Raw genomic sequence first — 12,664 nt, forward strand, 5'->3', positions numbered from 1 at the left:
CACCACATGACCGACATACGTCTTGTCGCCCTGGACATGGCCGGCACCACCGTCGCCGACGGTGGACTCGTCGAGCGGGCGTTCGCCGCTGCAGCCGCCGAGCTGGGCGTGGAGCCGGGCTCCGCCGACCACGCGGAGCAGCTGGCATACGTCCGGGCCACCATGGGCGAGTCCAAGATCTCCGTCTTCCGGCACCTGTTCGGCGAGGAGAGCCTCGCCCGGCGCGCCAACTCCGCCTTCGAGAAGGCGTACGGCGAACTGGTCGACGGCGGCCACATCCACGAGATCCCCGGGGCCCGCGCCGCCGTCGAGGAACTGGTGGCGGAGGGACGGACCGTCGTGCTCACGACCGGATTCGCCCGCCCCACCCAGGACGCGATCCTCGACGCCCTCGGGTGGCGGGGGCTGGTCCCGCTCACCCTGTGCCCGGCCGACGCCAAAGGCCGCGGCCGGCCGTACCCCGACATGGTCCTGGAGGCCTTCCTGCGCACCGGGGCGGCCGATGACGTGCGGCAGATCGCGGTCGTCGGTGACACCTCGTACGACATGCTCAGCGGTGTCCGGGCCGGGGCGGGCCTGGTGGCCGGAGTGCTCACCGGTGCCCACGACCGCGCGGCGCTGGCGGCCGCCGGGGCCACCCATGTGCTCGCCTCCGTGACCGGCCTCCCCTCCCTTCTGAGGGGAGCCGAGGAGGAATGACCGGCATTCGCTTCGACCGGGTGTCGGTCGCGTACGACGGGACCACCGTCCTCGACGCGCTCGACCTCACCGTCGAACCGGGCGAGGTGATGGCGCTGCTCGGCCCGTCCGGATCCGGGAAGACGACCGCGCTGCGGGCCGTCGCCGGGTTCGTGCGCCCGGCTCCCGGGCGGGTGTTCCTCGGCGGCCGGGACGTCACCGGGCTGCCGCCCCATCGGCGCGGCATCGGGATGGTCGTCCAGCAGTACGCGCTCTTTCCGCACATGCGGGTCGCGGACAACGTGGCGTTCGGCCTCAGGGCGCAGAAGGTGCCCCGGCGGGAGATCCCCGGACGGGTCGCCGAGGCGTTGGAGATGACCGGGATGGGCGAGTTCGGGCGGCGCTATCCGCGCGAGCTGTCCGGCGGGCAGCAGCAGCGGGTCGCCATCGCCCGGGCGCTCGCCGTACGCCCCGGAGTGCTCCTTCTCGACGAGCCGCTGTCCGCTCTCGACGCCCGGCTGCGCTCCGGGATGCTGGCCGAACTCGCACGCCTGCACCGGGAGTTGCCGGACGTGACGATCCTGTACGTCACGCACGACCAGGTCGAGGCGCTGACGCTGGCCGACCGTATCGCGGTGATGGACCGGGCGCGGTTGCAGGACGTCGGGACACCACGCGAGCTGTACCGGGCGCCGCGCACCGAGTTCACGGCGTCCTTCGTGGGCAACGCCAACCTGCTGCCGGTGACCGTGGGGTCGACGGGTGTCGCCTTCGACGGGGTCGAACTGCAGGTGGACACTCAAGGGGCGGCGAAAGGGGCCACGGCGACCCTGTGCGTCAGGCCGCACCTCGTCGGGCTCGGCCCCGGCCCCAACCGGCTGGCCGGAGTCGTCGGCGAGATCCAGTGGCGCGGGGCCACGCACCGTCTGTACGTGGACGTGGGCGGCCACCGGGTCATGGCCGACGTACGCGAGCTGCGGCGCCCGCCGGCGCCCGGCGAGGCGGTGGAGGTGCACTTCGCCCCCGAGGACGCGGTGCTGCTGGCCGCGGGGGTGACCGGTGACTAGGCGCCTTGTGCGGGCGCTGCCTCCCGCGGTCCTGCTCGCCGCCGCGTTCCTCTATCCCCTCGTCCTCGTCGTCCGGCAGTCCTTCCGGCCCGACACCGGCGGCACCTCCCTCGAGCCGTACGCCGACGTGCTCGGTTCGGTCGCCTTCCGCGAGGCCCTGTGGACCACGGTCTGGCTGGCGCTCGCGGCCACCGCCTGCTGTATGGTCCTCGGGTTCTTCCTGGCGCTGATCATCGGCTTCGTACCGTTCCCCGGGGCGAAGGCCGTCGCGCGGTTCGTCGACGTCTTTCTGTCCTTCCCCTCCTTCCTCATCACGCTCGCCCTCCTCTTCCTCTACGGAAGCGTGGGAATGGCCAACGGTCTGTGGACCGAGGTGACGGGCGCGACCTCGGGCCCCTTCCGGTTTCTCACCACTCCCTGGGGTGTCCTCCTCGCGGAGGTCACCTACTTCACGCCCTTCGTGATGCGCCCCCTCCTGGCCGCGTTCTCGCAGCTCGACACCGCGCAGGTGGAGGTCGCCGCATCGCTCGGCGCGCGGCCCGCGCGGATCGTGAGGCGGGTGATCCTGCCGGAGGCACTGCCCGCCCTCGCCGCCGGCGGAGGCCTCGTTCTGGTGCTGTGCCTGAACGAGTTCGGCATCGTGCTGTTCACCGGCGCCAAGGGTGTCACCACCCTGCCGATGCTCGTCTACAGCAAGGCGATCCTGGAGTCCGACTACCCGGGCGCCTGTGTGGTCGCCGTCGTCAACGTCTTCGTCTCCGTGGGCCTGTACGGCCTTTACCGGGTGGTGAGCCGCCGTGCTGGTGCATAGCCGCACCGAGAAGTGGACCCTCTGGGGCCTCTTCCTCCTCCTCTTCCTCCCTCTGTTCGCCCTGCCCCTGCTCGTCATCCTCGCGGCCTCGTTCGCCGGGCACTGGTCGGGCGCGCTCCCCTCCGGTTTCACCGCCGCCCACTACACTGCCGCCACCCGCGGCGAATCGCTCCAGGCGCTGATCACCAGCCTGGTCACCGCGGTGACCGCGAGTCTGCTCGCGCTCGCGGTCGGCACCTGGGGCGCGCTCGGCGCGCACGCCCTGCCCAGGCCGCTGCGCCGGGTGCTGGACGCCCTGTTCGTGCTGCCCGTCGCCGTGCCCTCCGTCGTGGTCGGGCTCGCGGTCCTCGTCGCCTTCTCGCAGCCGCCCGTGCTGCTCAACGGCACCCGGTGGATCGTGATCCTGGCCCACACCGTGCTGGTCACGGCCTTCGCCTACCAGTCCGTCTCCGCGGCCGTCCGCCGGCTCGACCCCGCCTACGAGCAGGCCGCGGCCTCTCTCGGCGCCCGGCCCGCATACGTGCTGTGGCGGGTACGGCTGCCGCTGCTGCTGCCGTCCCTCACGGCCGCCGCGGGCCTCTGCTTCGCCCTGTCCATGGGCGAGCTGAGCGCGACGATGATGCTCTACCCGCCCGACTGGGTCCCGCTGCCGGTCCAGATCTACGCCGCCACCGACCGGGGCTCGCTGTTCACGGGCTCCGCCCTCGCGGTCGGCCTCATGACGGCCACCCTGCTCGTCCTGTTCACCGTGGCCCGTATTCGCACCCGGGCCTCCTACCGCTGACCGACCTGATCACCCGACTCACCCCTTCACGCAAGGAGCTCATCTCGCCATGCTCACGAACTTCGCCAAGCCGATCGCCGCCGTCCTCGGCAGCCTCGTCCTCGCCGGATCCCTCACCGCCTGCGGCGACTCCGCCGCCGCTGGCGACAAGACCGTCACCGTCTACAGCGCGGACGGCCTCAAGGGCGAGAACGGCGACGGCTGGTACGACCGCGTCTTCAAGGACTTCGAGAAGCAGACCGGTATCAAGGTCGAGTACGTCGAGGGCGGCTCGGGCGAGGTGGTCCAGCGCGCCCTGCGCGAGCGGACCAACCCCCAGGCCGACGTGCTCGTCACGCTGCCGCCGTTCATCCAGCAGGCCGGTGGCAAGGGGCTCCTCGCGAAGTACGCGCCCCAGGGTTCCGACCAGGTCTCCGGCGCCGACAAGGCGGAGGACGGCACCTGGACCTCCGTCGTCAACAACTACTTCGGGTTCGTCTACAACAAGCAGGAGCTGAAGCAGGCGCCCACCACGTGGGAGGAACTGCTGGACGGGAAGTACAAGGAGAAGCTCCAGTACTCCACCCCGGGTGTCGCCGGCGACGGAACCGCCGTGCTGGTCAAGGCGATGCACGACTTCGGCGGCAAGCAGGCGGCGCTCGACTACCTGAAGAAGCTCCAGGCCAACAACGTCGGCCCGTCGGCCTCCACGGGCAAGCTCGCGCCCAAGGTCGACAAGGGTGAACTGCTCGTAGCCAACGGCGACGTCCAGATGAACTTCGCCCAGTCCAAGTCCATGCCGAACCTCGGCATCTGGTTCCCGGCCACGCAGGGCGGCAGGGCGACCACCTTCGCCCTGCCGTACGCGGCGGGTCTCCTGAACAAGGCCCCGCACAGCGAGAACGGCAAGAAGCTCCTCGACTACATGTTCGGCCAGACGGCACAGCGCCAGGTCAGCGAGATCGGCGGCGGTTTCAGCGCCCGCACGGACGTCAAGGCCACCGACGCCAACGCCATCGCCCTCACCAAACTGATGGACGGCGTCGAGGTCTTCGAGCCGGACTGGGCCGACATCGACAAGAACCTTCAGTCCTACGTCGACGACTGGAAATCCGCCACGAACAGCTGATCGCTACGCTGGGACTCACGCAGCACCACGTATGGCAGGAGATCGCAGATGGCAGAGCGCAAGCCCATCGAGTCGTGGCTCACCGACATGGACGGTGTGCTCATCCACGAGGGCGTTCCGATCCCCGGGGCGGATGCGTTCCTCAAAAAGCTGCGTGAGTCCGGCAGGCCCTTTCTCGTCCTCACCAACAACTCGATCTACACGGCGCGTGATCTGCATGCCCGGCTGAGCCGCATGGGTCTGGAGGTGCCGGTGGAGAACATCTGGACCTCGGCGCTGGCCACCGCCCAGTTCCTGGACGACCAGCGCCCCGGCGGCTCGGCCTACGTGATCGGGGAGGCAGGGCTGACCACGGCGCTCCACGACATCGGCTACATCCTGACCGACCACGATCCCGACTACGTCGTGCTCGGCGAGACCCGCACCTACTCCTTCGAGGCCATGACCACGGCGGTTCGGCTGATCAGGAACGGCGCGCGGTTCATCGGCACCAACCCCGACGAGACCGGCCCGGCGCCCGCGGGCCCGCTGCCCGCCACCGGCGCGGTCGCCGCGCTGATCACCAAGGCAAGCGGCAAGGAGCCGTACTTCGCGGGCAAGCCGAACCCGCTCATGATGCGGACCGGGCTCAACACGCTCGGGGCGCACTCCGAGACCAGCGCGATGATCGGCGACCGCATGGACACCGACGTACTGGCCGGTATGGAGGCCGGGATGCAGACGTTCCTGGTGCTCACCGGACTGACCACGCGGGAGCACATCGACAAGTACCCCTTCCGCCCCTCCCACGTCGTGGACTCCATCGCGGACCTGGTCGACCTCGTCTGACCGACGCGGTCTCCGACCCCTCCAACGGAGTAGTGCCGGGTCCCGTCCGGATGCGCCCGAGTGCCGGAAGAGAGAGTCTCCTGGTATCGGGAGGTTCACGATGGGTTCACTACGGCTCACTCTCTGTTCGGTGGCCGCCGTCGCAGCCGCCCTTGCGCCCACGGCGTACGCGGCGGACGACCAGGGGGTGTCACTGACTCCTGCGGCCCCTTCGCCCGGCACCGACGTCCGGCTGTCCGTGCGGGGCTGCCCGGGCACGACGGGCACCGCGGTGTCCGACGCCTTCGTCGCGGACGCGCGGCTCGTCCGCGAGGGCGGCACGCTGACCGGTGACACCCGCATCCGCTCCTCGTCGGCCGCGGGCGCCCATGCCGTCACGGTCGACTGCGACGGCCAGGAGGTCAAGGGCGTGGTCACCGTGGCCGGACCGTCGGCGTCCGCGTCGGGGCCGGCCGCTTCGGCTTCCCCGAGCGCGCAGACGTCCCCCACCGCCACGGCCGCGCCGGCCGCCTCCTCCTCACCCACCGCGCCGGTCCAGGCGGGCGGCGGCGGCACCTCGAACGCCTCCCCCTCCGACGCCCGAGTCGCGGCACCCGGCACCTGGCACGCGGTCTTCGGCCTCCTCCTCGCGGGCGTCGCGTTCGCCGCGGTCGTCGCCCGGAGCGTCCGCCGGGGTCGCGACACGGAGTGATGCATGTCCAGACACGAACGATCCTGTGGCACCGGGCGACTGTTGATGGGCCTCGCCTGGGTGGTACTGCTGCTCGGGCTGTGGCAGTGGGGCAGCGACGTCACCGATCTGCGCCAGGGGATCTCCGCGCCGATGACCGGCGACATGGCAGCTGCCGGCCGTCCCCCAGAGCACGAACTGCCGCCTGCCGCCGCGCCGTTGCGGCAAGCAATGCCGCTGCGCGTCGACATCCCCGCCATAGGGGTGCAGGCACCTGTCGTGCCGCGTGGCCTGGACGGGCAGGGAGCGGTGGATCCGCCACCCTACGACCAGCCGGGCGTGGTCGGGTGGTACCGGGCCGGAGTGACACCCGGGGCCGCGGGGACCGCGCTGTTCGTCGGGCATGTGGACACCGAGAGCAAGCCGGCGGTCTTCTATCGGCTCAGCGGTCTGCGGCCGGGCGCGGCGGTACGGGTGGTCCGTGACGACGGCCGGGTCGCGGAGTTCACCGTGGAGGACGTCACGATCCTCGCCCGCGACGGCTTCGACGCCCGGCAGGCGTACGGGCCGCGGGAGCCGGGACGGGCCGAGCTGCGACTGATCACCTGTGGCGGGAGTTACGACCGGGCGAGCCGTACCTACTCGGCGAACGTGGTGGTGTCGGCGTATCTGTCGGGCGCAGGCCGGTGACGGAGACGGTGCCGGCACAGCTCTCCGACAACAGCTGGGCGATCTCGTGGGCGTGGCGCGACGGGTATGTCAGGATTGGGGGGTAAGGCGGTACGCCCAAAGTGGTACACCCAAGGGGGAGTTGGATGTACGGGACGAGGGGTGGGGGGCCGCGGGCCGCGGCGGCGGCGGTGGGGGCCGCCCTGTTGCTGGCCGGGTGTTCCTCCGCCGGGAGCGGGGAGGACCGGGAAGGGCGCTCGGGCGGGACCATCACCCAGCAGCCGAAGGCCTCGGACCCGTTCTGGGTCAACCCGGAAGGGAACGCGGCCCGGCAGGTCGCCGCGTACGAGAGGGCGGGCAGAACGGCCGAGGCGGACCGGATCAGGAGGATCGCCGAGCAGCCGACAGGGGAGTGGATAGGGCCGGAGAACCCGACGGCCGAGGCGCGAGGGTTCACCGACGCCGCGGAGAAGGCGGACCGGACGGCGCTCCTGGTCCTCTACAACATCCCGCACCGTGACTGCGGTCAGTTCTCGCAGGGCGGCGCGGCCGACGGCGACGCGTACCGGGTGTGGATCGACGGCGTGGCCCGGGGGATCGGTGACCGGCGCGTGACGGTGGTCCTGGAGCCGGACGCCGTGCTGCACATGGTGGACGGCTGTACCCCGGTCCAGTTCCACGAGGAGCGGTACGACCTGCTCAAGGGGGCGGTCGCCACGCTCAAGGCGCTGAAGAACGCGAAGGTGTACCTGGACGCGGGCAACGCGGGCTGGCAGCACCCGGACCAGATCTTCCAGCCCCTCCGGCAGGCGGGTGTCGAGCAGGCGGACGGCTTCGCGGTGAACGTCTCCAACTTCTACTCGACACAGGACTCGATCGTGTACGGCAAGCAACTGTCGGCGAAGATCGGCGGCAAGCGGTTCGTGATCGACACCAGCCGCAACGGCAACGGACCCTACACGGGCGGGAATCCTCAGGAGCGCTGGTGCAACCCGCCGGGCCGGGCCCTGGGCGAGGCCCCGACGACCGACACGGCGGACCCGCTGGTGGACGCGTACCTGTGGGTGAAGCGCCCGGGCGAGTCGGACGGCACATGCAAGGGCGGCCCGAAGGCCGGGCAATGGTGGCCGTCCTACGCGCTCGACCTCACCGACGGCGGCGCGTAGCCGCCCCGGCGGGGATCGGGGGCGCCCTCCGCCGGACCAAGGGCGCCCCTGAGCGCGGGACGGCTACGGCACCTTGACCCACTGCGCTGTCGACGGCGTCCCCTGGTCGTCGTCGACGAACAGCATGTACCAGCCCGACTGGACGAGGTTGCGGTTCTTCGGGACGGTCACCGTGATCTTGTTCCCGGACGTCGTGAAGCCCAGCGCGATCGACCGCTGATCCACGTCCGTGACATGTGTGGACGCGCTCGGCCTGATCAGCCGGACCTTCTTGATCGTCGCCGTGTGCTGCGAGGTGAACGTGCCCGACGCCCCGCGCGCGATGGTCTGCGGCCCGCCCGAGAGGGAGGGCCGCGAGTCACGGTACAGATACGGCGGCGTGTAGATCTCGATGCGCTGCTCGAAGACACCGGGTTCGGTGTTGGCCTTGTCGCCGTACAGCGAGTCCGAGCCGAAGAACATCACCCGGCCGTCGGGCAGCAGGATCGAGCCCGAGTGGTAGTTGCGGCCCACCAGGGGATCGGCCACCCGCCGGAACGTGTTCGTGTCCGGGTGGTAGATCCGAGCCTGGAGGATGTTCGACTCGCTGCGGCCCCGGTAGTCCTCCGAGCCGCCCGACACCAGCACGGTGTCGTCGGGCAGGATCGAGGACTGCGGGTAGCGGGTGCCCTTCTCCAGGGTCGGCCCGTCCACGAATCGGGGGTTCGCCGCCTTGAGGTCGATCAGCCGTGTCCTTTCGGTGGACAGCTTGGACTCGCCCACCCCGCCGCCGCCGATGACCATGTATGTCTCGTCCTGGGCCGGCGGCAGCAGCACGGTGCCGGACGTCTCCATCATCCCGGGGTCGCTCAGCCCGGGCAGCTTGGTGAAACCGTTGGTGTCCACGTCCCAGATGCCGGGGTCGCGGCCCACGTCGTCCGGACCGTAGCCCGCGTTGGAACCCGAGTAGAAGAGCTTGCCGTTCTCCATCAGGAAGAGCGCCGGGTACGTCGGGAACTGACGGATCTTCGGGGTGTACGCCCACTTCTCGGTCTTCGGGTCGAAGACCTCGTTCTTGCCCGGGACCAGCTGCCCGATGTCGTCGAGCCCGGAGACGCTGAGGATCCTGCCGTCGCTCAGGGTGGTGAGCGTGGGATACCAGCGAGCCTCTTTCATCGGGTCGACCTTGATGTACTTCTCGGCGACCGGGTCGAATTCATAAGCGTCCCGGATGCCCTGGAAGTCCTTCTTGTCGAGGCCGAGCTTCTGCGTGATGCCGTAGGTGTTGCGCGCGTCGGAGCCGGTCAGGCCCTGGACGCGGTAGTTGTCCTGGGTGCCGGTCTCGTACCGGGCGCCGCGCTTCTGCGCTTCGACGTAGATGCGGCCGAGCCCCGGATCGTTGCGCAGGAACCTGCCGGTCTTCTTGTCGAATACCTTCTTCGCCCGCGGCACGAGGACGGGGTCCTTGGACACGAAGGTCTTGCCGTTCGCCTTGCCGGTGAACCTCGTTCCCGCGGGCAGGGTGATCGGCTTGTCCGGATTCTCGTTGTGAACGATCATCAGTCCGCCGGCCTTGGTGACGTCCCCCTTCAGCTTCTCGTAGCGCTTGGTGCCGCCCGCGATCAGGATCCGGCCGTCCGCCAGCTGGGTGTGGCCCGTGCAGAACAGGTCGTTCGGCGTCGGAACCTTCTTGATCGTGCCCTTGACCGGGTCCCAGATCCGGCTGTCGAACTGCTTCTTGTCGAAGTTGGCCTGGTTGTTGCCCGAGCCCGCGATCAGCAGCACCTTCCCCGTGTGCAGCAGCACCGCGTGGATGGTGTCCTGCCGGTACTCCTGGGGGAACTCGACGATCTGCCAGTACCCGTTCCTGGCTTTGTACTCGGGTTTGTTGATCGTGTAGTCGTGGTACCGCTCCGTCCCGAAGCGGTACAGCCACGGTCCGTTCATTGCGCCCAGTGCGATGACCACCGCCGTGCCGATCGCGAGACGACGTACACGACGGCGGCCGGCCGGGTCATTCATTTCTTGTGTCCCCCAAGAGCGATCTGCATGGTCTGGTCATGACCCGCGTGGCCGCTCCATGAGGGCCGCGGCCCCGGCGCATGGGCCTGGGCGGACTGCCGGGGTGTCACCACGACGTCCTGTGGCTCCTCGGCGGTCGCCCGCTTCCGCCTCTCCCGGCGCAGGGTCCAGCGCCACACGAAGACCGGCGAGGCCGTGATCAGCAGGGCGATCGAGGCCCAGATGAGCATGGCGGGATGGGAGTGGCCGAGGAGGAAGCCCGCCACGATCGAGCCGCCGAAGACCAGAATGAAGAACAGGTGGATCCGGAAGGTCCCGAAGAGCGTGTCGGGACTGGTCGAATCACCCTTGGGGGTCACCACGAACCGGCTCTTGCGGCGCAGTACGGCGTCCAGCAGCGAGCGGGCGTAGACCGGTGCCGACAGCGCCGACATCACCATGCCGGCCACGCCTCCGGAGCCCTCCGGCTCGTGTGGGGAGACGTTGTGCCGGCGGTTCCAGATGTAGAGGCCGATCTGCAGCGCCGACGCGTTGCCGTACAGCATCAGCCACACGGTCGGATCGATGTTCACACCCGAGGCGCCCAGGCCCAGGAACAGCGCACAACTCAACGCCGCCAGGATCCAGTTCAGAGCCGACATCGGATAGAAGACGATCATCATCGTGTAGTTGAAGAGCTTGCCCGGAGGCAGCGAGAAGAAGCCCTTCCAGTACTGCTTGAGTATCGTCTCGTACGTGCCCCGCGACCAGCGCAGCTGCTGGGTGAAGAAGTCGGTCCAGGCGCCGGGGCCCTCGCCCACGGCGAGCACGTCGGGGGTGTAGACCGACCTCCACTTCCTCCCGGTGGCCGGGTTCCTGCGGCGGTGGATCTCGAAGCCGGTCGCCATGTCCTCGGTGATCGAGTCGTACAGGCCGCCGATCTGCTTGAGTGCCGAGATCCGTACGGCGTTGGAGGTGCCGACGAACATCGGGGCGCCGTAGCGGTTGCCGGCCCGCTGGATTAGGGCGTGGAAGAGGAACTGCTGCGACTCGGCTGCCTTGGTGACGAAGGTGTCGTAGTTGCCGTACACCTGGGGGCCGATGACGAAGCCCACGTCCGGGTCGCGGAAGAAGCCCAGCATCCGCTCCAGGTAGTTGGGCAGCGGCACATGGTCGGTGTCGACGGAGGCGAAGAAGTCGTAGTCGTCGCCGTGCGCCTCCAGCCAGGCGTTGTAATTGCCGTGCTTGGTCTTCGCACGGTGGGGACCCTTGGGCTGGTTCCACTTCAGGACGCCCTTGCGGGTGAAGTGGTGCACGCCCAGGCGCTCACAGACCGCCTTCACCTCGGGATCGTCGCCCTCGTCGAGGAGCCAGATGTGCAGAAGCCCCCGGTGGCGCAGCCGGACGGCCGCCTCCAGGGTCTTTGTCACCATCGAGAGAGGTTCCTTGCCGGGGACGTACGTGGTGAGGAAGGCAACTCTCGTGCCGGTCGCGGGCACCACCGGGATCGGGTCGCGGGCGACCAGGGTGGCGTGCGCGTTCGACAGCACGGTCATGCAGCGGAAGAACTCGATCAGACCGATCGAGACGAGCATCACCACGTCGAGGGCGGGCAGGAAGTCGTAGGCTGGGTGCTGGCGTTCGGTCCAGTGCTTGGGCTGGAGCAGCCAGGCCAGCAGGAGCAAGGACAGCAAGGGCGCCGCACTCAGCATCAGGGCGGCGCGGACACGGTGCGGCTCCTGGGAGAGCAGTGAGCGGTAGTGGACCTTGTACGGCTTGGACGGGTCCGGGTGTGTGAGCGGTCCCGCAAGCCGGCTGTAGTGTTCGTAGTCGTATCTGGGCAGTGTCTTCCGGATCCGATGGATGGCGCCGGTGTGGCCCGTCCGATGTGATGGCAGCCTCGACCGGGTCGTTTCTGACGGGTCGAGGTTCTGCCGGGCGCCCGTCGGCGTCGACGTCATGAGTCATCCCCCCGCACGCACGGCTGCGTGTCTGTTTGGTTGTTTCGCCCGTGTCCGGTCCCCCTCGACCACGACGGGCGGATCAGTGACTGGTCCTGCGCCACCGCGTCACCTGCACGCTTGTCGACACGGGAACGTGACCTTCGGCTGCGTGAACGCCCCCTCGGCATCGCTACGGCCGGGGCCGCCTCCCCGAGCGGCACAACCGGCCCTTCCCCCCAACTGCCGTGCACCGGCAGTCCCTTGGAGCCCAGGGTTCTATGGCCTCCGGCATGATCGCAAGAGCGAAACGCGGTGTTTACCGCTCATACCGACTCAATGGGACGCGTGTTGGAATCTTATGGGGCAGTTGAGGTCGCCCGTGTACGGATGTTGAGGAAGTGGTGCCTTATGGCCGCCTCCGCTCGCACGGAATCACCGGACCGTACGGCGTCGACGATCTCCCGGTGCTGCCGGCAGGTGACCTTCGGGTCCCGGAGCACCTCCGCCAGATCCGTGCGGACGCGGTGGAACGCGTCCCAGAACGCCTCCAGCGCTTCGCCCAGCAGTACGTTTTCGAGCCCTCGGTAGAGCGTGGCGTGAAAAGCCCGGTCGGCCTCCGCGAGGCCGGCTCCCCGGGCGGCGGCGAGGCCCTCCACCATGAGGGCGAGTGACCTCGGGCCGACATGAGTTCCGAAGCCGTGCCGGATCTCGACGATGCCCATCGCCTGGAGCGCTTTCAGGGCTTCGCGCACGGAGTTCCGGCCGGCGCCGAGCAGTGTCATCAGCTCGGGCTCGGTCGGCAGCACGGCACCCGAGGGCAGCCGACGCTCGATGCTGAGCTTCTTGATCCGCTCCTGCAGGTCGCGTGCCATGGCCAGAGGGCATCCGGCCAATCGGTGCGGGCCCCGGGTGCGGGCGAACACGAAGAGGCCCCTCGCTCTCGCGAGAGGCCTTCCCGGT

Annotated in this window: 12 protein-coding genes; 9 read left to right on the forward strand and 3 right to left on the reverse strand. The window is 69.4% G+C overall.

What is annotated here, in order from left to right; translation table 11 throughout:
• Positions 1-6 precede the first annotated feature (6 nt).
• The 9 genes from VXC91_RS22965 to VXC91_RS23005 all read left to right on the forward strand — a co-directional run bounded on the left by VXC91_RS22965 (position 7) and on the right by VXC91_RS23005 (position 7,781).
• The gene (locus tag VXC91_RS22965) at positions 7-699 is read left to right on the forward strand and encodes a phosphonatase-like hydrolase (protein ID WP_329509199.1); all 693 of its coding nucleotides are present in this window, start codon (positions 7-9) and stop codon (positions 697-699) included.
• Positions 696-1,745: an ABC transporter ATP-binding protein gene (locus VXC91_RS22970; RefSeq protein WP_329509200.1), complete on the forward strand. Its 1,050-nt coding sequence runs from the start codon at positions 696-698 to the stop codon at positions 1,743-1,745. Before VXC91_RS22965 ends, VXC91_RS22970 begins: the two co-directional genes overlap by 4 nt.
• Positions 1,738-2,556: a 2-aminoethylphosphonate ABC transporter permease subunit gene (locus VXC91_RS22975; RefSeq protein WP_329509201.1), complete on the forward strand. Its 819-nt coding sequence runs from the start codon at positions 1,738-1,740 to the stop codon at positions 2,554-2,556. Before VXC91_RS22970 ends, VXC91_RS22975 begins: the two co-directional genes overlap by 8 nt.
• The gene (locus tag VXC91_RS22980) at positions 2,543-3,340 is read left to right on the forward strand and encodes an ABC transporter permease (RefSeq protein ID WP_329509202.1); all 798 of its coding nucleotides are present in this window, start codon (positions 2,543-2,545) and stop codon (positions 3,338-3,340) included. The genes VXC91_RS22975 and VXC91_RS22980 overlap by 14 nt, the downstream gene beginning before the upstream one ends.
• Before the next feature lie 49 nt (positions 3,341-3,389).
• Positions 3,390-4,448, forward strand: coding sequence for a 2-aminoethylphosphonate ABC transporter substrate-binding protein (locus VXC91_RS22985; protein ID WP_329509203.1), 1,059 nt, complete (start codon positions 3,390-3,392; stop codon positions 4,446-4,448).
• Between the two features lie 48 nt (positions 4,449-4,496).
• Complete coding sequence (locus VXC91_RS22990; protein WP_329509204.1) at positions 4,497-5,276, forward strand: HAD-IIA family hydrolase; 780 nt, start codon at positions 4,497-4,499, stop codon at positions 5,274-5,276.
• A 130-nt stretch (positions 5,277-5,406) separates the two neighbouring features.
• On the forward strand, positions 5,407-5,967 hold the full coding sequence (locus tag VXC91_RS22995) for a hypothetical protein (RefSeq protein ID WP_329509205.1): 561 nt from the start codon (positions 5,407-5,409) through the stop codon (positions 5,965-5,967).
• 3 nt (positions 5,968-5,970) lie between these two features.
• A complete protein-coding gene (locus VXC91_RS23000) occupies positions 5,971-6,636 on the forward strand; it encodes a class F sortase (RefSeq protein WP_329509206.1) in 666 nt (221 codons plus the stop codon).
• Between the two features lie 125 nt (positions 6,637-6,761).
• Positions 6,762-7,781: a glycoside hydrolase family 6 protein gene (locus tag VXC91_RS23005; RefSeq protein WP_329509207.1), complete on the forward strand. Its 1,020-nt coding sequence runs from the start codon at positions 6,762-6,764 to the stop codon at positions 7,779-7,781.
• A 63-nt stretch (positions 7,782-7,844) separates the two neighbouring features.
• Here the strand turns inward: VXC91_RS23005 and glxA are convergent, their stop codons facing one another.
• From glxA to VXC91_RS23020, 3 genes are all read right to left on the reverse strand, one after another.
• Positions 7,845-9,782, reverse strand: coding sequence for a radical copper oxidase GlxA (glxA, locus tag VXC91_RS23010; protein ID WP_329509208.1), 1,938 nt, complete (start codon positions 9,780-9,782; stop codon positions 7,845-7,847).
• Positions 9,779-11,722 (reverse strand): glycosyltransferase family 2 protein, encoded by a 1,944-nt coding sequence (locus VXC91_RS23015; RefSeq protein WP_329509209.1) that lies wholly within the window; start codon positions 11,720-11,722, stop codon positions 9,779-9,781. Before VXC91_RS23015 ends, glxA begins: the two co-directional genes overlap by 4 nt.
• Before the next feature lie 338 nt (positions 11,723-12,060).
• Positions 12,061-12,576 carry a FadR/GntR family transcriptional regulator gene (locus VXC91_RS23020; RefSeq protein WP_329509211.1) on the reverse strand — a complete coding sequence of 172 codons (516 nt, stop codon included), beginning with the start codon at positions 12,574-12,576 and terminating at the stop codon, positions 12,061-12,063.
• Positions 12,577-12,664: the final 88 nt, after the last annotated feature.

It is taken from the genome of Streptomyces chiangmaiensis, from assembly GCF_036281785.1.
Lineage (GTDB): Bacteria > Actinomycetota > Actinomycetes > Streptomycetales > Streptomycetaceae > Streptomyces > Streptomyces chiangmaiensis.

What these genes read in the sequence shown, in the direction of transcription:
- VXC91_RS22965 (WP_329509199.1), top strand. Translation starts at nt 7, where the DNA reads ATGACCGACATACGTCTTGTCGCCCTGGACATGGCCGGCACCACCGTC.
- VXC91_RS22990 (WP_329509204.1), top strand. Translation starts at nt 4,497, where the DNA reads ATGGCAGAGCGCAAGCCCATCGAGTCGTGGCTCACCGACATGGACGGT.
- VXC91_RS23015 (WP_329509209.1), bottom strand. Translation starts at nt 11,722, where the DNA reads ATGACGTCGACGCCGACGGGCGCCCGGCAGAACCTCGACCCGTCAGAA.
- VXC91_RS22985 (WP_329509203.1), top strand. Translation starts at nt 3,390, where the DNA reads ATGCTCACGAACTTCGCCAAGCCGATCGCCGCCGTCCTCGGCAGCCTC.
- VXC91_RS22970 (WP_329509200.1), top strand. Translation starts at nt 696, where the DNA reads ATGACCGGCATTCGCTTCGACCGGGTGTCGGTCGCGTACGACGGGACC.
- VXC91_RS23005 (WP_329509207.1), top strand. Translation starts at nt 6,762, where the DNA reads ATGTACGGGACGAGGGGTGGGGGGCCGCGGGCCGCGGCGGCGGCGGTG.
- glxA (WP_329509208.1), bottom strand. Translation starts at nt 9,782, where the DNA reads ATGAATGACCCGGCCGGCCGCCGTCGTGTACGTCGTCTCGCGATCGGC.
- VXC91_RS23020 (WP_329509211.1), bottom strand. Translation starts at nt 12,576, where the DNA reads ATGGCACGCGACCTGCAGGAGCGGATCAAGAAGCTCAGCATCGAGCGT.
- VXC91_RS23000 (WP_329509206.1), top strand. Translation starts at nt 5,971, where the DNA reads ATGTCCAGACACGAACGATCCTGTGGCACCGGGCGACTGTTGATGGGC.